The following is a 20,358-nucleotide window of genomic DNA, read 5'->3' as shown; positions in this document are numbered from 1 at the left end:
TCACAGCTCCAACTTTGAGTCACGTCCCAGCACAAGCCTCATTCCGTATTTCGATCCGCTTACAACCCTTACATTTGGGCCTAAAAGTGACTTTTTAATCCTGTTTTCGTTCAACAAATCTATCTCGCAGCCATCCATTATAATTGAGTCTTCAATCTCAGCATTCTTTATAATACAGTTTGAACCTATGCTAGTATAGGGCCCTATGTAAGAGTGCTCAATTCTTGTACCTTCACCGATAAAGCAAGGGCCTACTACTTCTGAATCTGAAGAAATCTTTACTGTTGGATGTATATCGAACCTTCCAGAAACGTTATCCCTCCTACCATTGTCTCCTAACTTGTCTAAAATTAATCTATTGCATGCAAGAAAGTCATCGACTGTGCCCGTATCCTTAAACCAGCCAGAAATAATGGAGTAGCTTATTTTCAATCCTCTGTCTATCATATCCTGGTATGCTTCTGTTATTTCGTATTCCCCCCGCTTTGAAGGCTTGAGTCTATCTATGGATTCAAATACCTTTGGAGTCAAAAAATAAACCCCGACAATAGCCAGGTTTGATGTAGGCGTTTTTGGTTTCTCTACTAGCTTAGAAATCTTGCCATTGTCGACCTCAGCTATACCGAATTGGGAAGGATTATCAACTGGAACTAAACCTAGATGGCCATCCGATCCAGCATTTGTAAAATCTTCATATAGATTAGAGATACCATTTTGAAGATAATTGTCTCCTAAAAATACAACAAAATCATCATTCCCAACAAATGCTTTTGTTAACCCTATTGCATGGGCAATTCCAAGCGGCTCGGGTTGATATGTATACGATATGTTAACATTCCATCTTGATCCGTCGCCATAGAATTTTTTAACTTCCAATCCTCCTACCGAACCTATTACAATATTTATATTTTTAATCCCAATCTCTATTAAATTCTCAAGAGCGTACTCGCTTATAGGCTTTCCCGCTATTGGAAGCAATTGTTTTACATCAGTATAAGTGAGAGGGCGCAGTCTAGTACCACTCCCTCCATGCAAAATAATACCCTTCATATACACATCTCCTTATTGATGATAATAATTCCTTCCTCAATATTTAATATTTCTTTGCTCTTTCTCATTTTAAAATCTCAGCGGCTTCAGTAAAAGGATAACATTAAAATTTGGATGTTCTAAAAATCCATAAAAAACTTATCTGCTCCCTCGTACAAAGGGCTCACTTCACATTATCAATAAAGAAGGGCATGTGCCATACTTATAGCGTACTCCTATATGAGAACATTATACTTTAAGGATTCCACAATAATCTTGAATTTCTCTTCTATTGAGTGTATAAATTTATGGATACGTTTCCGGATCCATGAGATTAGCCTTTTCGATTATCTTCATTTGTCTATTCTTCCACATAACATTATTATAGCCTTTCAATATTAGGGTAGTTTTAATCGTTGAAAATTGAGTAAATAGTTTTATTTGTTCATGGTATTGTCAGCAATGAGTAGGAATTTAGCTGTTAATATTAAGTAAAGTCTGTTCATCTGTGTATAAAATGTAAATATATTTTGACAAGACCGAATTTTACCATATTGATGATAAATTGTCTAAGCATTTTCTGCTGTCTTTGCAACTTCCGGCTCAGTTTCTAAGGTATTTGAAATTCCCCGTTTCTTAAGTTCTATAAGGGTCATCAGCCCAGCGAACGGTATCCACCCTATTCCAACATATGCTGCTATATTGTATGGATATGCTGGCGGGGCAGGATATAAGGTAAAAAATATGACTGCTGCAAGTACTCCTACCGCAATTATAGGAAATACCAAGTGCTGTAACACTTTGAAATCGCCCATTTTTTTCGCATAAAATGGCAAGCCGATTGATGCAACTATGTGCTCCGTGTAAGCTGCATATCCGTTTGCGAATAGCATCACAAGACCGCCGATTTCAGGTCCGAAAGCAAATCCGAATGCTAATCCTACTGAGAGAGAAACTATGAATACAAATATTGCAGAATTGTAGGGTGATCCGTACCTTTCGTGGATTTTTTTCAAAGATCTCGGCAGAAATAGTATCCCTGAACGTGCAAAGCTGTAGTATATCCTTGTGTTCGCATTACTAACGGAAACGTTGTATCCCATAAAGCTGTTGACTGTAACTGCGATTAGAAGTATGTATAGAATGTAACTTACATGTTTAAACATTACTAATCCTGGATCTGGTGACTTGATGAAAGCACCCATGTTGGTAGGCCCGTAGCCTATGGTGAATGCATATGACACAAGTATCAGAGTTATGCCCGCTACAACAATTGTAGATATGAGGGCCCTCCTTACAGCTATGTGTGGGTTCTTAGCTTCTTCGGCAAGCGAAGTTATAGAAAGTGTTGTACCGAAGAATAAAACAACTGAGTATATCATTGAATAAAATATCTGGGAAAGGCCGCCCGGAATATATTTTGTAGTAAAGACCGATAGTGTGTTTGAATTTCCAGCGCTAATTATTATCAGTATAGAACCAATTATTAAAACAGAGACTTCGATTACTCCGCCAAGAATCTGGTAATCTGTTGATGTTTTAATGCCAAAGTACGTGAAGAGGAAGGCTATAGTTGCAGCTGCAACAGCGATTGTTACCCATACGGCGGTGGAATTCAATGAAGGATTAATCATCGAGATGAACGCTGCCAATCCTAGAAATCCGAAGCTTGAATACCCAAGAATGGAATAGAATATCATATTCCATGCTTGAAATATGCCAATTTTTGGGCCAAGGCTTTTCGCAGCAAAGGTATAATAGCTTCCCGCTGAGGATATGTATTTGGAAAACTGATATCCTGAGTTCATGATAAAGAGGTAAAATACAACTCCAAGCAATATGGATAGTGGTGTTGCTCCCAGAGCGAACAATGCAACTCCTGTTAGAAGGTAAGAAGCATCTGCAGCTATAGAAAGCGCTCCCATGGCCTGCCATACAAGTCTGAATTCTCCGATTACTCCCTCTTTTAAAGTGTACGTGTTGCTTGACATAATCAAGCTGGGAAAGTGATTTATCGCTATTTAAGTATTTTTGATAAATTTTAAACGATTATGTAGAATATTGTATTATTAACGAACAAGAATTGAAAGATATACTTAAAATGTGAATTCTAACATCACAAAGCACCTTATTTAGATTAAATTAGCTTTTTCTCTTACCTACACTTAAATAAAGTATATGTTATGAGGTTCCGTGATCTCTCCTCTAGCAGTTATGGCTGTCGTAATACTGATCGCCTCGATGCACATGATCGCCCCAGATCACTGGATGCCGCTCGCTGCCTTGACACTTAAAAAGAAATACTCAGATAGCAAAGTGAGAGCCCTTTCTGCATACATAGGCATGGCACACGGCGTATCGTCAGTTATACTATCCTTGGCCATACTTTACATCGGAATAGCATTCATCGGTTCGAAATATATAAGGGTAGCATCCGTCATAATCTTAGTTCTCGTATCACTCTACATACTAATTAACAGCATACGGGAGAGCAGAGAAGCGAGGGAAATAGAGGAAACTTCACTTTTGGTAAGTGCTTTTCCTGATCCCGCCTTTCTGCCTATGGCCATAATAGCTTATACGTACGGAACATATTTCGTGATATCCACGGGCCTTATATACGTAGCAGCTAGTACAATAGCCCTACTTGCCGTAGTGTTCCTTGTCAACATCGGACTCCTAAGAAAGCTTAGTTCCCTTAAGCCTGTTACCGTAGATAGAATAGTAGTTGTCGTCCTATTGCTTACTGCAGCATACATATACTTTTTTGGTTAATTACTGCACCGAAGCTGCTATTACAATCCTTTGTTTAGATAGCGTTAGCCTATTCGCATCTAATCGGATTTGGTTAAGTTCTTCAGTGCTGAGCGAATTTAAAAACTCCAAACACTTCTTTCCTACCTCTGATTCTTTTGTGATAGGATATAGCCATTCTTCGAAGGTCAATTCTTCAGTTATGATCTTATATTTTATATCTTGGAAATTATTTTCTTCGAACAGTTTTATCATTTCTTCAACTTTGAGTGCGCCTATGTGTGTAGGATCCCTAATCCTTTCCAATACGTTGAAGTTGTCTTTTCTATCATTGGCAGGTGAGACCATATCCGCTATGGCCAAAATACCACCTGGATTAAGCATAGTCCTCGCTTTCTTAAAGAAGGCTTCCTTATCCTTAAAGTGATGCAGAGCTCTTCTGCAGGTTATCAAATCGAATTTTCCATCATCGAAATCCTCAAAGGTAGACAGAACGAATTTTACGTTCTTGGTTGCCCTTGATTCGATTAATGATTGTGCCTGTTCGATCATCGCACGTGTTTCATCTAAAGCTGTTACATGCGCACATATTTGTGATATGGACGCTGCAGTGAACCCTGTGCCAGTGGCTACATCCAAGCATGTATCCCTATGAGTATTTATGAGTCCTAGCAGTTCTGTTAGGTCTTGGCCTTTTTCGTGAGATTTGCTCTTTGCATAATCTTCAGCGAACTTCTTAAAAAATGGATTGTCTGACATATCCTTTTATTCTTGCGTAAAGAATAAAGATTTTCTTTTGCTAGTAATGATGAAGAAAACATTATCATAGATCGATTCCTATACGCGTACATGGCTAATTTACTCCAAAACCCTGATATATACGGTGATAGGATACTTTTTACCTGCTGTGACGAACTTTGGGAGTATTCGCTCTCAACAGGCGAAAAGAAAAGGCTAACATCGCATCTTGGTGTAGTTAACAATGCAAGGTACTACGATAATGGTACTAAGGTTGTTTTTCGTGTTATGTTTGGCCAGAGCCTCGATGCAGCCGATCTATTCTCTATCGATCTGAAAAGCGGAGAATTGAAAAGGCTAACATTCATTACGGGTAAGAGCGTTGGCCGGAGAAAGTTTACCGACGTAGCGGGATTCTCTAAGGATGGAAGCATAATAGTGAGCACTGATGCTTTTCAACCATTTTCTGTACCGATGCTATACAAATTGGGAGATGACGGCTCTCTCGATCCTTTAAATTTAGGCCCCGCTGTTCATTACATAGAAAAAAATGGACGTATTTACATAGGCAGAGATACTTATGATCTGCCTCATTGGAAAGAATACAAGGGCGGCACAAGGGGAAAGATCTGGTCTGGCACTATCGAGAAGGGTTTCAAGAAGATCATAGATCTTGAGAACCACATATCGTGTCCGGTGATAGTAAAAGACAGGATATATTTCATAACTGATATAGACGGGGCTGGCAACATATATTCAACAAACCTTGACGGCAATGACTTGAAGAAACATACCGATTTTCATGAGTACTATCCAAGGCATTTGAATACTGATGGAAAAACCATAGTATTTTCCATGGGAGGAGATATTTACACATTCGATCCTACCAACGATAACGTCAAGTCTCTGGACATTGGACCTGTTTTCGACACAGACCTAAACCAGAGCTATGCTCCTTCAAAGTTTCTCGAAGATTTTTCAATGTCTCCAGGCGATATGTACTCCACAGTTTCCAGAGGTAAGGCCTTCATCTTTAATGAAAACGTAAACTATAGCATTCCTGTAAAGTCAGATGGCCGTGTTCGGTATTCAAGGTTCCTAAGCAAAAATGAGATATCATTGGTCATTGGCGATAAGGATGGAGATAGTATAGGCGTATTCGACGCAGGTACAGGTGAGATGAAGAGAAAGATAGGGCCTCTCGGAAATATCTTTTCGGTGAAATCATCCGCAGACGGAAAATATCTTGTCGTGGGAAACGATAATTTCCAGATCCTTCTCATAGACGTAAGCAACGGTACTGTTAAGGAGATAGACCAGAGCAGGGAAGGCTTGATAGTCGACTTTGCCATATCTAAGGATTCTAGATTCATAGCATACAGTTTTCCAGTTAAGTCTTCGGATTTGGCATCGTACGTTCAAAGGCACATCAAGTTATTCGACATGTTGAACGATAAGCATTATGATGTAACGACAGAAACTGCCAACGACTTTGCGCCCGCTTTTGATGCGGATACAAATTATCTGTATTATCTTTCGAATAGGAGTCTAGATCCGTCTACTGACAGGTTCACTTTCAATTTCGGGTATTTAAACATAACAAGGCCTTTCGTTGTCCCGCTGAAAAAAGGATACGTAAGCCCTGCAAGGAATATGCCACAGGATATAGAACCGGAAAAGGGTGAATACGACCTAGAAAGGTTAAAGTATATTTCCGAACCTTTGCCAGTTGACCAAGCGGACTATAGATCCATTACACCATTGAAGGATGGCGTCTTGCTATTCAGCGTACCGATTCATGGAGAATTCTCCTCATATTATTCGGGCCAACCTGAAAAGGGGATTATAGTGAAATTCGAATTCAAGGACAAAAAAGTCAAAGAGATCAAGAAGGAGGTAGTGGATTTCAAAATATCAACAGATGGTTCGAAGATAATGTTCTCTAAACAGGACGGAAAGCTGTACACGTTTAGAATGGAAAAACCAGAGGAAGAGAAGAGCCTGAATATCGATGCAATTACTATAGTATCAAATGTAAAGGAAGATTTTGCGGAAATGTACGATGAGGCCTGGAAGCTTGCAAGGGACAATTATTGGGATAAGGAACATGCCCTTACGATATCAGAGAAGATATACGAGAGATATAGGAAACTTGTTGAGAGATGCGTTACTCGTTGGGATCTGAGCTACTTGATAACAGAGATACAGGGAGAATACAGAACATCACACTCCTATGAGATGGGCGGATACTTCACAGATATTGATATGCCGAGGGCCGGAAGAATTGCATGCGACTTCAAATACTCCAACGGAGAATATGTCATATCAGACATATTGTACGGAGATCCATCGAACGAAAACGAGAAGTCGCCTTTTCTCTTATCTACGTTGGATGCGGATATAGGGGATGCCGTGATAGAAATTGATGGCATTCCTATCGGCAAGGGTAAGAGTATATACGAAGCACTCGTAGGCAAGGGGAATCGTTCTGTATTGGTAAAAATAAGGAAAAAAGATAATTCAGTTAGGTCTGGATTTGTGGATGTACTCCAGGACGACAGGTATATAAGGTACAGGGCATGGGTTGAGAAGAACAAGAAATTTGTACACGAAAGAACAAATGGAAGAATCGGTTACATACACATTCCGGACATGGGCATAATGGGCCTCAACGAATTCTACAGGCAATATGTAACGGAAGCTTCAAGGAATGGCCTGATCGTAGATGTTAGATTTAACGGTGGTGGCTTTGTTTCACAGCTTATACTCGAGAAGCTATACATGAAGAGGCTAGGATACGATAACCCAAGACGCGGGACTTTGGAACCATATCCTATGAATTCAATTGAAGGGCCAATGATAGCAATCACAAATGAATATGCAGGTTCTGACGGAGATATATTCAGCTATTCCTTTAAGGCGCTCCATCTCGGGACTCTCATTGGAACAAGAACGTGGGGAGGCGTGGTTGGCATATCTCCAAGGAGAAAGCTAATAGATGGGACTGTTTTATCACAGCCAGAGTATGCGTTTTGGTTCAAAGGATCTGGATTTTCCGTTGAAAATTACGGCGTAGATCCTGATGTTGTAATAGAGTATCCGCCTGAGATGTATAATGTAAATGTAGATCCCCAGCTTGAGAGAGCAATTGAGATGGTACTTGCGGATCTAGAGAAGTATAAGATCGAGCTCCCTAAAAAATAAATTTATATACTTATTTTGAAATTGAAGCATCTTCTAAAAGCTGCTGCTTTACTATCTCCTTTATATTCTTAGGATATTTCATTGCAATTGTAAGGAGCAGTGCTAGGATAGCGGGTATATCGATAAAGTAGAGGAAGCCTGCCCTAAGCGTGAAGCCTTTGGCCAGGATTAGACCGATCATAAGCGGCCCTATGATGCCACCTATATTAAAAGTCATCAATATGGCACCACTAACGCTACCGACAGCCTCGTCACGAACCATATCCTGCCCAGTTGCAGGGCTGAGTATTGAAAATATGCTCCAGCCGGTGCCGAAAGCCAGTGTCGCAAGCAGAAATAGAATTAAATCCCTTGGCGCGTAAGTTATTGCAAGCATGGAGATCGAGATGAGCGTTATGGCTATTATTAGTACAATCTTCCTGCCCACCATATCGCTGAATATGCCTGCTGGTATTCCGAATATAACACCACCTACACCTAGGAAAGAGATGATTATTGCGACACTTGTCTTTCCGAAGCCGACCACACTGCTGAGGAAATCCGAGTAATAGCCAAGAAGGCCCAGCAAGGTGAAACCGAAGAAGAACATCGATACCATCGGGAATACTGAATACCTGTTCAATACGTGTCTAAATGGATTTTTCAGCTTTTCCTCCTTTTTGAACACAGGAGGCACCACGAAATAAAACACAGCTGCTACTATAAAGCCAAGTATTCCAGATATTAGGAAAGGTATTCTGTAGTTTGGAAGAAAGGGCAAGATTATATATGGCGCAATAAAAGTGCCGAGACCTGCGAGGACACCCCAGACCATTACTCCGGCGCCTCTTGTCTCGGGGTTTGCGTCTCCGAGGAATGAAACTGAAGCAGACTGGAACATTCCAACTCCGAATCCAACCAAGACCCTCGATATTACAAGTTCAATCGCATTCGTTGAATAACCCGTTAATATTGTGAATATTGAAAAAAGCAGTACTGAGTAAACTACCGTAGATTTAGGCGAAAACCTATCGAACATGAAGCCGCCTACGAGACTAAATATAGCGATCCCTGCGGCATATCCACTTATCAATATGCCGAAATAAAATGTGGGGAGGCTAATTCTTGAGAGTATGTATGGTGCTGCGTATGTATAAGCTGAACCATCGAAGTCAGATACTAGAGCGGGAATTGCACCCACTACGAAAATGATCAACATCCATATCTTGTTATTTGATACTATGTTTCGTGTTGACTGCATACAATGTCGAATATAAGATATATATTTTAATTTGACGTTTTTCTATATATTGTTAATTAAACAGGGATCGAAAACCCATCTCCTCTTGGATCGGAACCACCAGCTACTCTTCCATTAAGTAGTGCTGTAACCTGTGCTGTTCCAAACGATGAAGAGTATTTCATCGGGTTAATCCTGAGCCTTGTCTCATTTTCATTTATTAGGGAAGTATCTTCTACGTTTAGCACCGATGGCTGTTCGTATATTGTTGCTGGGAACGCCCACCTCGGTCTCTCAATGGCTTCCTGTGGCATTAGGTCTTGATTGATGAGACCAGTTATGATCTGTACCTGAACCTGTGGCTGTATATCCCCGCCCATAGTTCCTAAAGAGTAAACTAATTCGCCATCCTTTTCTATTATGCAAGCTGCTAATGTATGGAACGTACGTTTCCTAGGTTCCAAAGAGTTGTGGTGTTTGTCGTCAAGCGTGAAGTAGGACCCCCTGTTCTGAAGCACGAAGCCCGTGCCTTCCGGTATTATTCCGGAACCGAAGCCCATGTAGTTGCTCTGTATCATCGATATAGAATTGCCATTTGCGTCGGAAATCGAAAAGTAGGTAGTATCCCCCTTGTCTTCAGGAACTCTAGGATTATTATAATATGGGCCCGCACCTTTGCTTAGAAGATCGCCATTAAATGGCATTCTCTCTGGATCACCAATGAACATAGAACGCCATCGGTATGCTTCCAAGCCACTCTCAACTATATCCACTGGTCTAGGTATTTTATTTTGTATTTTTTGTTCAAGTAGAGCCAGCCAGTAGTTTACTGTAGCACCTTGGCTGTTTGGTGCAGTCTCGAATACATCATAGTCCATATAGGTGCTCTTTACTGGATTCGCAGCTAGTGTTTTGTGATCGGATAGATCTTTAGAATCAATTAATAAATTTGTTTTTTCCATAGCCTTGAATATTATATCTGAAAGGTAGCCGTCGTAAAATGATCTGGGGCCTTCCTCTGCGATTTCTCTCAGCGTACCTGCAAGATCTTTTTGTATAAATAGATCACCTTCAGCTGGTATTTTTCCATATGGCATGAATTGATTGGACCAGTTATATTGACCAAGAATAGGCGAAGAAGCAATTAGAGATTCTTCATAATGTCTTGTTATGTAAAACCCGGTTTCCGCATATTTTATTGCATCAGAAATAAGATCAGAAAACCTCATCGTTGCGTACTCTAAATATAAGGAATTCCATAGATCAACCAAGCCAGGTACAGTAATTGCGGAATAAATGCCCCTTTCAGGTATCCTGCTGTACCCTAGTTCAAAATATAATCCCCTATTCACATTTCTTGAAGATTTCCCACTGCCGTTGTATCCTTTAACTCTTCCATTGTATCTAACCAGGGCAAAGGCATCCCCTCCTAATCCGCATAAGTTGTTCTGAGTAACGGACAATACAGAACTGACTGCAATAGCTGCATCAAATATATTGCCCCCTTTTTCAATTATTTTTGCGCCAGCCAATGAAGCGCTCAGGGATGAACTTGATATAACAGCCTTGCTTGAAAATACGGTTGGCCTCATCATAACCTTGAGGGTGTGTGCTTAGAATAGTTTTTCGAACTAAATAAAGGAATAAACAGATAAATAATTCTTGTTTCTATATAGAGTGCATAATGGAAAACTATGCCAGATGAATTTACTTTGTTGATACAGTTATGAATTATGCCGTTCATTTCATTATTAGGGCACAGCATTCGGAACACAAAAAGTATTGAATATTACGTAATTAGATAGAGTTGATATCCATAGACCTCAAACTTCCTTATGTTAATCCATAATTAAAAACAGTAATTTTTCCATCTAAATTATTAAGCCTAACATTTTCTTTACATATCTCAGATGTGGATGGAACTACCTCAAACGCGTAAACATGTGCTGCTCCTTTTAATGCGAAATAAATAGCTGAATCTCCTATGTTGGCTCCGATGTCTAAAACTTTCCTACCCTCCACTGGAAGCCATTTTTACGAATTGTGAACAAAGATTTCTTCTGCTTCTCCCCTTTCTGCGTGTTTTATCAGGATCTTCTTTCCTTTGAAGAAGTATACGAAATCCTTTTGTGGAGCTGATCTAATATCGTAAAATTTGAAGGGGTCATAATTCTCGAAGACGTGACCATCTTTGTACTTAACCTTGAATGGAATTTTTCCAAAAGCGATCTTTATCGTACCTTCGATTGGATGTTCAAGCGATTGTTTTGCCTTTTTATAGTTCATTAATGCTAGCTTTATAATTCTTATTCGATACATGTACTTGAAGAAAAACTTATTTGATATGGGCTTAAGTCCCCTAACTTCCCATAATACCCAAACCCTTATTTAATGATGGAGTTAAGGTATTCGAAGCTAATGCACTTTCTATATCATATGTGATCTTTGCATTTGATTTCATACTTAACATTTGTTTGTAGATATTATTCAAATATGGGCATTTAATCTAGGTACTATGGCACAGATCACATACATAAGATCTCTATTCTGCCTTAGTCCTGGCATTTCAGATAGAATATTTGTGTTCTGGATAATGGGCGTGTAGACTTCGATCCCCAAATACACGTTATTATTTCTATAAATGGAATTCTTGAAGATATTTAGTGTATTCAAAAAAATAGTACGTAGATAAGACGGAATTGTGTACAGTATTGAGAAAAACTTGAATGTACCTTCAAAAAACTATTATCTAGAAATAATAGTAAGATCAATAAGTTCGACAACCTGCTGAAATAAACTATAAGATAGGAAATAGAATAAAGATCAATGAATTATTTACCTCCAGATGATGGTGCTATGGAAGTAATATACATTAGATGGACCAAAATGAACAAAGGTTAAACTCTCAGTACTAATATGATTGTATGGATGTAGGGATTAGATCATAGAAATGCTTTAAAGGAGATAGTATTTATTAACGCATAACTGGGAAATTACACCACAATCTGTAACTTTTGAAAGTTTTGTATACTAAGTTTTTAATGTCTATTTATTAATCTAAAAAAAGTAATAAACACTTGTTCCATATTCATCCAGCATGAAGTATATTTCAGTCATTATAACAGCCTACAATAGAAAGGAATTTTTGTTGGATGCTATAAAAAGTGCATTGAATCAAACATTAGACAGAAAATATTATGAAATTATAGTTATCAAAAATTTTCAGGAGGATACGATAGATAATTTCATTAAAGAAAATAATATTAAAGGAATAATAAGCGAGAATAAATCACTGGGCGGAAAAATATCTGAAGCACTCAAGGCGTCAGAGGGTGAGATAGTATCATTTTTGGAAGACGATGATATGTTCGATCGACAGAAGCTGGAAACTGTATATAGAAAATTTAGAGAAAACCCAGATATAGTATATTACCACAATAACCAAATAATCATAGATGAAAATGGTAAGGAAATAAGGAAAAACGGCGTGTTAAACGAAAGAAAGTTGAATTCTACAGAAGTACGAAAGAGTCCGCTTGACATAAATCCGATGTTATTTAATATGAGCTCTATCTCAATAAGAAGGTCGTATTATGCCAAGTATGCTGATAATTTAAGTAGCTTAATAACCCATCTGGACGACTTCATGTTATTTTGTGCATTGAATGAAAGCACATACATTTATGTAGATAAAGCCTTCTTAACGTATTATAGATATCATGCAAGTGCAAGCAATATGGGAATAAGGATAAATGACAAAATTGATACCCAACAATACGCGTTGTTGAAAGCAAACATTCTTAAAGGATATTGCGAAGCTTCTTTTTTTATGTTACAAATCTTCGAAAATAAATTTTTGAAGGAGCTCATAAACTTTAGATATAACATGGAATGTCTTTTTCTAAATTTCTACTCATGTAAATCCTATGCTAAGTCGGAAGTTAAACGTTCAATGCTCATCTATATACTAAAGAGCAAAAAAATTAAGCCTAATATTTTTAATTTAAGGAGAAGAAAATGGGTCAAACTATATACGGTATTCATATACCTATATCTGACAATATTTAATCTTTGTAACACCCCGTTTAAAACGGTTATGATTAAATTACTTAACATATAGATCTTAAGTGCATCAAATTGATAGTATACAGATTCTGTTGTAAAATCGAAAAGGCCCAGCAATGTTTGGAAATTTAGGTGAGCGAATGTGCAGAGAAATTGAAAATAGCGAAGGAAGCATAAGTACGTTCCTGACCCAACGAAAAGAAAGATCTTATCGAAAAGGATACCGAAAAATAAAGCTCAATGCAGTTAAAGAAAAACCGGATAAAACGAATATCAGATATGTTCGTTTTTCGAAACAAATGGATTCTGGATATATTGAAGAAAAGAGAAAGCTTTGGATTATATAATCCTGGAATAATACCTATAATACATATATACACGAAATGTAATTAATTATCTAATTGCTCGGAAATATCATCGAGATGTTTTTTATATATCGACAATACTGCCATCTACACTTCATGAGGAATGTAATGAAACGTATCCCTAAGAAAAAGCAACATTTGATTATACAGATCATAAAGCGCGTATTGGAAGACGAAACATGTACGAATAACAGCATATACTTTTTAAAGAAGGTATTGCATTATTCCTACCTTCCTTTTATAAAATCTACCAAATTATTAAGTTGACCTTCGCTGATTTCTGAATATTTTTTGTACCATCCATCGAAATCCGGTCTCTTATCATAAACCGTTTCTAGATCTATATCATTTACATCCTCGAAATATATAAAAGTCCCCATCCCGTAGTCTAGTTCTTTCGCTGTTTCAAGCTTTGAATTAATAAGTACTGGAATACGATGAATTAATGCCTCTATAATCGGCAAACCAAGCCCTTCTTTCTCAGAGGGGAAAAATAATATGTCAGCCCTATTATATAAAGCATCGAGTTGATCTTCGCTTAAATTATGGTAGTATTCAAATTTGCATTTTGGTTTTATTTCCTTTCCATGCAGCGTTGAGAGATCGCCACCAACTCTTATGAATGTGTATTCGGCAGGAAGCGAATTGAGAAAATCAATTACCAAATCAGGTCTTTTTCTTTGATCGTTACTTCCAATAGATAATATTGTTTTCACCGTCTCTCTTACCCTTTTTATTTCTGACATCCTTTTTTTATAATAAAGTGGAGTGATAACGTTATATCCTTTATTCCTTGCGATATTAGCAACGAAAATGGATGGCGTTATAACAGGGATGTCGTTCCTTAATATATAATTAAAAACATTCTTAGTTCCTATTTTATCAATAATCCTTACTTTCTCAGTTCTTTCCTCCGAGAGCTCGTCATCGACTGGGAAGAAATCATGAATAACGTATAGAACATTTTTTACATTGCTAACATATATATCTGGAGATGTTAAAATTGAAAAAATATTTCCAGTGTTCAGCTTCAGAAACCTGTTTACCAGTTGATTAAGAAAGTATCCGTTTCCTACTAGTTGAGTAAAATGGTATAGAGGTGGATTAATAAATTCACTAAAATTATGTCTTGCGTCGAATCTGATGTTTATCCATTTAGCTTCTATATTTTTATCTTCAAGTGATTCGTAATAGGATCTTGTTATTTTATATATCCCAGAATAAACTGGGTTAATATTAATAAAGTTAATCATAATGGAAACGTGTATATTCGCAAGTTATAAAGCTTTTGATCTGACCAGTCACAGAAATGGGATAGTATCCAAATTTTGTGTGATTCTAGTACGATAATGATAAAAATTTCATAAAAAAATACCTTTTCCAAGAGGAAGCAAGATATAGTGGAAGAACTGGATAAAGAGACATATGAGATGTTAGATCGGCTCTAAAATAATTCACGTAATCTCTAAACGGTTATTTCCCTAAATTCATTGAACAAAAAGGAGTGCAAAGAAACGGTTCTTACGAGATGTATTTTGGAGCAAGGTATGGAAGGATCGATGATACATGTGCGTACGGATTGTAAAAATTAATTCTATACTGCTTTGTTTGATAAGTATCAATTGAATATTGTTATGGACAGAATAATACCAATGTCTACAAAGGATATGCCAACAGGGAAGATTGCTGATATCCTAGAATAATTATTTCACAATAGATACAGCAAATCAATAACATCACGAATAACAGTCATAACAACTCTGGAGATAGAGGGATGTTTACAACGGAAATCGTATAAGTACGTACAGTATTCATAGATACAATGTTCTTTTCATTGAGAAGGGATACAGTACAAACGGACATGTAATATTTGCAATGGTGATACGATATAACGGACAATTAAAAATCCTACAATTTTACATGAATCCTGTTGAGAAACGCATCGCCTACAGGAATGTACTTATTGATCTCTATAACAGAGGTATGTAAGGGCCTACTTTGTTCATAGCCGATACGTAATATAGGAATATATCGAAGAAGTATCAAATATAAGATTTTATGATCGTGATCATATCGATTCCTATCACAAACTAAAAGAGGCATTGAACATATCCAGGGAACTAAAAACAAATGTTACTCAAATAATGAGAAATAATATACAATATGGAGAAGAACTTAAACTCACTCCTAAAATACTATTGGTCTAATAAATAAGGAGATCGATACATTCTACTAATCTCATCGAATTAACGAACATAAGATAAGTAGGAGAATAAAGATCTCTGGTTCATTGCCTTCAGAAGAGTACGATGAGGATAATCTATCTTCGTTCTATAGAAATAAATGAAAGATCATCGAAGGCCATTAAGGGAATACTATAAATGCATATATGAGAAATTAAGATGCTCTAGAGGAGATATCCTTTGTAAATACACAAGATTTGGGACACTACGTTAGAAAAAGGTACTTAATAGTAAATTTAGTATTAAGATGATCGTGTAATACTAAACTATTTAGAATGTGATTTGAACCATTCAAGTTTGAGTTCTAGCCTCTTTCTCATGTTCTCTGGGTTTCCTTTTCGGGCATGTTCATGTGAATCACCGATACTTCTGACAAGTTTTGTTTCCACTCCGTTTATCTTCAAAGCCGTGTAAAATTGTTCGGCCTGTTCTATAGGACATCTGGAATCGTTCTCTCCGTGTATAAACAATATTGGCGTTTTAACTCTCTTTACGTGATAAATTGGTGACATTTTCATCAGTGTAATTTGATTTTCAGATATCCAAGGATCCTTAACGGCATTTTCTATGGCATTGAACCAAAACCCTATATCGCTAGTACCGCACATGCTCAAAAAATTCGATATGCTTCTCTCCGAAACGGCAGATCTAAATAAATCCGTTTTAGTTACAATATGATTTGTCATATAACCGCCATAAGAACCTCCGGTAACGTGGAAATTGTCGAATAGGCCATATTTATCCTTAGCATCTCTGACAAATGATATAAGTTCCTCGTAATCCTTGCCACCCCAATCTCCAATTACAGAGGCAGCGAAATCTTCACCATAACCGCCACTTCCATGTGGATTTCCGAATATAACGTTGAAGCCATTGCTGGCCAGGTAGTTAAATTCTATGTAGTATGCATTCCCATAACTGGCGTGAGGCCCACCGTGCACAAAGAGTATCGTCGGATTATTTTTATCTGTTATTATTGACCAATAATCAAGTCCGTCAACTTCATTTTTATCAGCGGTTATGCCTTTAACATTGTTAGGATCAAATTCGCCTCCTCGAAAACTAAGAATTGATGGTTTTTCAAAATTTGTATAAATATAGGCCATTTCGTTTTCAGAAACGTCAAAGTCGACTATCGTCCCTTCAATGTCTGTTTCCTTTTTAACTGCATTTGTATAGGAATAAATTGCACTTTTCCCCCCATCCAGGGCGATCGTATAAAACCTCTTTGAGTATTTTAGCTTCACTGGGGGTTCTACAAAATGATCCAACAAGATATTGCCTATGCCTTTTCCAATTGGTATCTCCTTGCCTTCCTCGGGGAACATGAGATTTGAAACAGCAGGTGGCCATAAACCTTTTCTATGACCTGCATATGCTATCTTTCCATCCCCTATGGATACAGCCGAAATGGAGCCCTGGCCTTCAGTTAACTTTTCTATCTTTCCGTCCTGAAGAACGTAAACGTCTTCGAGTCCGGTATCATCATCTGTTTGCGTAGAAGAAAATATTATTCGCTTCCCCTCGGTTTCTATATCGGTCACGTCGAAATTTCCACTAACTAAATCATGAAAAGTACCATCGAAATATACAAGCTTCCGTTTTTTCCAAATGAGTCCTCTTGTATCGAATCTATATTTTAGTCTATCGGTAATGAACATAGTGCTTTTTCCAGGGTCATCCTCGACTATTGCTATTATCCCATCCAAATAAGGGACATACTTTAATATTTTATGATAGCTGAAGATTTCGGTAGGTTCAGAATATCTCCGCAAAACCATTAGGTGGTCTGTATTCTCATCCGACCTTATGTAGTACAGATCGTCATTTATGAATTTAGGGGAAGATTCTCTGCCACCGAACGTCATCCGTTCTGAATTTTTGCCATCAAACGAGTAAATTGACGATCTGTATTCCGATCCATCTATCCAAGTAAGCGTGAAATAGGCCTTTTTATCATATATGGTTGGCTGTGACATTAGTTTTAGAGAATAAGCCTCGCGTGCATCCATAGATACGAAATAATGAATGTAGTTTAAAAATTATTTGCCTTGGCTATTAATATGAAACTCTTTCTGAATTTTTCTCATAATAAGAGATCTCAATATAACTCTAAAAAATAAATATTATTTCTTATTTGTCTGTAAAGTCTATATACAATCAAGAGGACCTTCCACTAGAAACAATATAAGGAATAGTTAATCAAAGTGTGCAATAAACAACTACACGATAAAATAAGTACGTCTATTTCACTGTTAAAAATTTTGCTTAATTGTGCGATACTACCCACAGTCCAGTATACATACCACTGAAACGGTTGGGATGAGATATAGTGAGCTGTTCTTTTAGATACATTATACCACATTTTTTCGCATTTTATTTAATCCCAAGACGTTTACCAATATCAGGTATTATTCACTGAAAATTATCTAATCTAATTTAGCTTTCATCTACATTTTTAGGAGATCTATGGTCAGGATATTAGTGACTCTCAACTATTATTTGTTATTCCACTATCAAATAATTTTTAAGCTTTATTAATCACTACATGTTCGCTTAAATTATCTTGAGGTTATTTACCCTTTTCCATATCTTCTCAAGTCAGAAGGGTCTTCATTAAGTGACTGCCTTCAACATTAAACAGATTGTCTCTTTTTGTGTGGTTCGATATTTTCGTTAGATTAATAAATTCTGAATAATACGTATTGTATGTAAAACACCCATTAATTCCTCATAACTAAACCTTCTTTAATATAGAACTGTCTATTCTGAAGATATTAGCCTTATCAATTTCGTTATAAATGGCATTGATTGTGGAAAAAGTGAAGACAGGAATAATGCCTCATTCCTGTGTATCAGACGAGTTGACTTAATCATACCTAGGTAAACTACAGCGCCGAGAAGTATATACGGCACTAATAGATCTATAGATGTGCCGAAACGTACTTCGAACGCCAAAACGACAAAAACCATAACCAGCGAAGAACCCCACACCTTTGCTAAATCGTATACATTAGCCTGATAGAAACCGGTTTTTTTAGCATACTTGTAAAGTACGAAGAACGATGCAGCATATATTGATGAGAATCCAATCGAAGCGCCTTCTATCCCGAAATGTGGTATAAGAATAATTGAAAGTATTGCATTGCTTGCAAGGGAAGCGGCGCTAGAATAGATAAAAACTCTTGTCTCCCTTACAGCTGCTATGAGCTGCGTCATAACGTTGCTGGTTACGAATAGAGCTGAAAAAACCATTATTATTGAAATTGCATCTGATCCTTCTTCGTAATATTTGCCTGCGAGCAAAGTTATTATCATCTTTGAGAGTACAGCTACTCCAAGGGCTGCGGGAACATATACTCCAGCGACTACTGTCGTAGCTATGGCTGTCCTATTTTTTATATTTTCCCTATTCCCTTCCCCGTAGAATTCCGAAAATTTTGGCAGCATAATGTTGTTCAAAGGAGCGACTATGAAACCGATTGAACTTGCTACAAGTAGAGCGAAATTATAAACTCCTAGAGCAGAAAGTGTCATTAGACCAGCTACAATAAATCTATCTATGTATGTTGCCCCATAAGATATTATGGACGATAGGAGTACAGGTATCGAAAACTGGAAAAGCAGAGAGGGGGTTAAATGGCGAGGCCTACCTTTGTAATTTTTTGTGGATTTTATTATAAGGTATAGGTAAAGGATGACACCAAGGAATATTCCAACAGACCAACCAACAACAACGTAATATAGTGATTTAAGAAGAAATGCTAGAACAAGAGCGGTAGAGTAATAAGTTATCCAAATTATAATGTTCATTAAACCAGATGCGCGGAAAAGCTGTAAACCAAGTGCGCTTCCATTAAGCAGACCGAATAATACATCGCCAACTAACACAATACTGAGAAGTTTTACTATAGGGGTGTATTGAGCGGTATGCATAAATGTAATTGATATAGGTTTAGCTAGGTAAAACATAGTTATTAAACCTATAGAGGAGAATATTATACCGAGTATTAGTATTTTAAAAACTATGCTTTTTGCAGTGGCGTATTCCTGCCTACCAAGATGGTACGATGCGAAATGTTGTACGGCTGTACCCAGCCCGAAGGAGAATATTAGATTGAATAGACCTATGATTGCTATAAAAAGAGCAACAGCTCCGACCTGAGACGCACTAAAAAACCTTACAATAACCGTGTAAAAAAGAGCTCCAGAAAACAACTGTGCCCCAGCTCCGGTAAATTGGTATAACGCATCAATACCGAGCAAAGAAGATGTCTGGGGCATATAACAGGCATAGAATGGTTTCTTATATATTTAACTTTGCAATTTAAGTGCGAAAACTAGAAACTCGCCACCATCTTCTTCAAGGTTTTTTATTAATTTACTAGTTTGTTGCTTTTTATCCGCCTCTGTAAATTATAAACCTATTTTGTTCATCTATGCTCATGACTTATCTCCTGCCGAAGCAAACATTCGTTTATGCCAATTATTCTTTCTGAAACTACCCTATCTTTACTATAAATATATCTGAAGATGGACTGATTTAAATCATATGAGTTCACGTATATCAATTTCAGGGTTATTAATTTAATACCTTAACGACAACTCCTGTCGAAGAGGATAATTAATATTATTGTTACTTTGATTACTGTCGCGATTAATCTATAATAGTTATTGGTAAGTTAAATTACACACGTGCAATTCAATATTTATTAAGCAAAAATATGCTAAAGTTTTGGCC

At 37.3% G+C, this 20,358-nt stretch carries 14 protein-coding genes; 4 read left to right on the top strand and 10 right to left on the bottom strand.

Annotated features, from left to right (window positions below):
* Nucleotides 1-1,050 carry a glucose-1-phosphate thymidylyltransferase gene (locus TVG_RS04860; protein ID WP_010917157.1) on the bottom strand — a complete coding sequence of 350 codons (1,050 nt, stop codon included), beginning with the start codon at nucleotides 1,048-1,050 and terminating at the stop codon, nucleotides 1-3.
* Between the two features lie 548 nt (nucleotides 1,051-1,598).
* Nucleotides 1,599-3,020 (bottom strand): APC family permease, encoded by a 1,422-nt coding sequence (locus tag TVG_RS04855; RefSeq protein WP_010917156.1) that lies wholly within the window; start codon nucleotides 3,018-3,020, stop codon nucleotides 1,599-1,601.
* Nucleotides 3,021-3,222: 202 nt separating this feature from the next.
* Between TVG_RS04855 and TVG_RS04850 the strand changes: the two genes are divergently transcribed.
* Nucleotides 3,223-3,804 carry a hypothetical protein gene (locus TVG_RS04850; protein ID WP_156769093.1) on the top strand — a complete coding sequence of 194 codons (582 nt, stop codon included), beginning with the start codon at nucleotides 3,223-3,225 and terminating at the stop codon, nucleotides 3,802-3,804.
* Here TVG_RS04850 and TVG_RS04845 read toward each other — a convergent pair whose 3' ends face one another.
* Complete coding sequence (locus TVG_RS04845; protein WP_010917154.1) at nucleotides 3,805-4,542, bottom strand: class I SAM-dependent methyltransferase; 738 nt, start codon at nucleotides 4,540-4,542, stop codon at nucleotides 3,805-3,807.
* A gap of 90 nt (nucleotides 4,543-4,632) precedes the next feature.
* Between TVG_RS04845 and TVG_RS04840 the strand changes: the two genes are divergently transcribed.
* Nucleotides 4,633-7,725, top strand: a complete 3,093-nt coding sequence (locus TVG_RS04840; RefSeq protein ID WP_010917153.1) for a S41 family peptidase — start codon at nucleotides 4,633-4,635, stop codon at nucleotides 7,723-7,725.
* A 10-nt stretch (nucleotides 7,726-7,735) separates the two neighbouring features.
* On the opposite strand, the gene TVG_RS04835 is transcribed toward TVG_RS04840, so the two are convergent.
* The 4 genes from TVG_RS04835 to TVG_RS04820 all read right to left on the bottom strand — a co-directional run bounded on the left by TVG_RS04835 (nucleotide 7,736) and on the right by TVG_RS04820 (nucleotide 11,230).
* A complete protein-coding gene (locus TVG_RS04835) occupies nucleotides 7,736-8,965 on the bottom strand; it encodes an MFS transporter (RefSeq protein ID WP_010917152.1) in 1,230 nt (409 codons plus the stop codon).
* Between the two features lie 56 nt (nucleotides 8,966-9,021).
* Nucleotides 9,022-10,536 carry a gamma-glutamyltransferase family protein gene (locus TVG_RS04830; RefSeq protein WP_010917151.1) on the bottom strand — a complete coding sequence of 505 codons (1,515 nt, stop codon included), beginning with the start codon at nucleotides 10,534-10,536 and terminating at the stop codon, nucleotides 9,022-9,024.
* 241 nt (nucleotides 10,537-10,777) lie between these two features.
* Complete coding sequence (locus TVG_RS04825; RefSeq protein WP_048054006.1) at nucleotides 10,778-10,966, bottom strand: FkbM family methyltransferase; 189 nt, start codon at nucleotides 10,964-10,966, stop codon at nucleotides 10,778-10,780.
* 12 nt (nucleotides 10,967-10,978) lie between these two features.
* A complete protein-coding gene (locus TVG_RS04820; protein ID WP_156769092.1) occupies nucleotides 10,979-11,230 on the bottom strand; it encodes a hypothetical protein in 252 nt (83 codons plus the stop codon).
* An 811-nt stretch (nucleotides 11,231-12,041) separates the two neighbouring features.
* On the opposite strand from TVG_RS04820, the gene TVG_RS08160 reads away from it, so the two are divergent.
* Both TVG_RS08160 and TVG_RS04810 read left to right on the top strand, forming a co-directional pair.
* A complete protein-coding gene (locus TVG_RS08160) occupies nucleotides 12,042-13,064 on the top strand; it encodes a glycosyltransferase family 2 protein (protein ID WP_010917150.1) in 1,023 nt (340 codons plus the stop codon).
* 85 nt (nucleotides 13,065-13,149) lie between these two features.
* Complete coding sequence (locus TVG_RS04810) at nucleotides 13,150-13,356, top strand: hypothetical protein (protein ID WP_156769091.1); 207 nt, start codon at nucleotides 13,150-13,152, stop codon at nucleotides 13,354-13,356.
* A 245-nt stretch (nucleotides 13,357-13,601) separates the two neighbouring features.
* Here the strand turns inward: TVG_RS04810 and TVG_RS04805 are convergent, their stop codons facing one another.
* The 3 genes from TVG_RS04805 to TVG_RS04795 form a co-directional block, all read right to left on the bottom strand.
* Nucleotides 13,602-14,627 carry a glycosyltransferase gene (locus tag TVG_RS04805; RefSeq protein ID WP_010917149.1) on the bottom strand — a complete coding sequence of 342 codons (1,026 nt, stop codon included), beginning with the start codon at nucleotides 14,625-14,627 and terminating at the stop codon, nucleotides 13,602-13,604.
* Nucleotides 14,628-15,883: 1,256 nt separating this feature from the next.
* Complete coding sequence (locus TVG_RS04800; RefSeq protein WP_010917148.1) at nucleotides 15,884-17,629, bottom strand: alpha/beta hydrolase family protein; 1,746 nt, start codon at nucleotides 17,627-17,629, stop codon at nucleotides 15,884-15,886.
* A 751-nt stretch (nucleotides 17,630-18,380) separates the two neighbouring features.
* A complete protein-coding gene (locus TVG_RS04795) occupies nucleotides 18,381-19,901 on the bottom strand; it encodes a flippase (protein ID WP_010917147.1) in 1,521 nt (506 codons plus the stop codon).
* Nucleotides 19,902-20,358 lie beyond the last annotated feature (457 nt).

Source organism: Thermoplasma volcanium GSS1 (assembly GCF_000011185.1).
GTDB lineage: Archaea > Thermoplasmatota > Thermoplasmata > Thermoplasmatales > Thermoplasmataceae > Thermoplasma > Thermoplasma volcanium.
This window is presented reverse-complemented; position numbering and strand designations above follow the sequence as displayed.

Bases quoted from the DNA above. Each gene is read 5' to 3' on its own strand.
- TVG_RS04860 (WP_010917157.1), bottom strand. From the start codon at position 1,050: ATGAAGGGTATTATTTTGCATGGAGGGAGTGGTACTAGACTGCGCCCT.
- TVG_RS04855 (WP_010917156.1), bottom strand. From the start codon at position 3,020: ATGTCAAGCAACACGTACACTTTAAAAGAGGGAGTAATCGGAGAATTC.
- TVG_RS04845 (WP_010917154.1), bottom strand. From the start codon at position 4,542: ATGTCAGACAATCCATTTTTTAAGAAGTTCGCTGAAGATTATGCAAAG.
- TVG_RS04840 (WP_010917153.1), top strand. From the start codon at position 4,633: ATGGCTAATTTACTCCAAAACCCTGATATATACGGTGATAGGATACTT.
- TVG_RS04835 (WP_010917152.1), bottom strand. From the start codon at position 8,965: ATGCAGTCAACACGAAACATAGTATCAAATAACAAGATATGGATGTTG.
- TVG_RS04830 (WP_010917151.1), bottom strand. From the start codon at position 10,536: ATGAGGCCAACCGTATTTTCAAGCAAGGCTGTTATATCAAGTTCATCC.
- TVG_RS04820 (WP_156769092.1), bottom strand. From the start codon at position 11,230: ATGAACTATAAAAAGGCAAAACAATCGCTTGAACATCCAATCGAAGGT.
- TVG_RS08160 (WP_010917150.1), top strand. From the start codon at position 12,042: ATGAAGTATATTTCAGTCATTATAACAGCCTACAATAGAAAGGAATTT.
- TVG_RS04810 (WP_156769091.1), top strand. From the start codon at position 13,150: ATGTGCAGAGAAATTGAAAATAGCGAAGGAAGCATAAGTACGTTCCTG.
- TVG_RS04805 (WP_010917149.1), bottom strand. From the start codon at position 14,627: ATGATTAACTTTATTAATATTAACCCAGTTTATTCTGGGATATATAAA.
- TVG_RS04800 (WP_010917148.1), bottom strand. From the start codon at position 17,629: ATGGATGCACGCGAGGCTTATTCTCTAAAACTAATGTCACAGCCAACC.
- TVG_RS04795 (WP_010917147.1), bottom strand. From the start codon at position 19,901: ATGCCCCAGACATCTTCTTTGCTCGGTATTGATGCGTTATACCAATTT.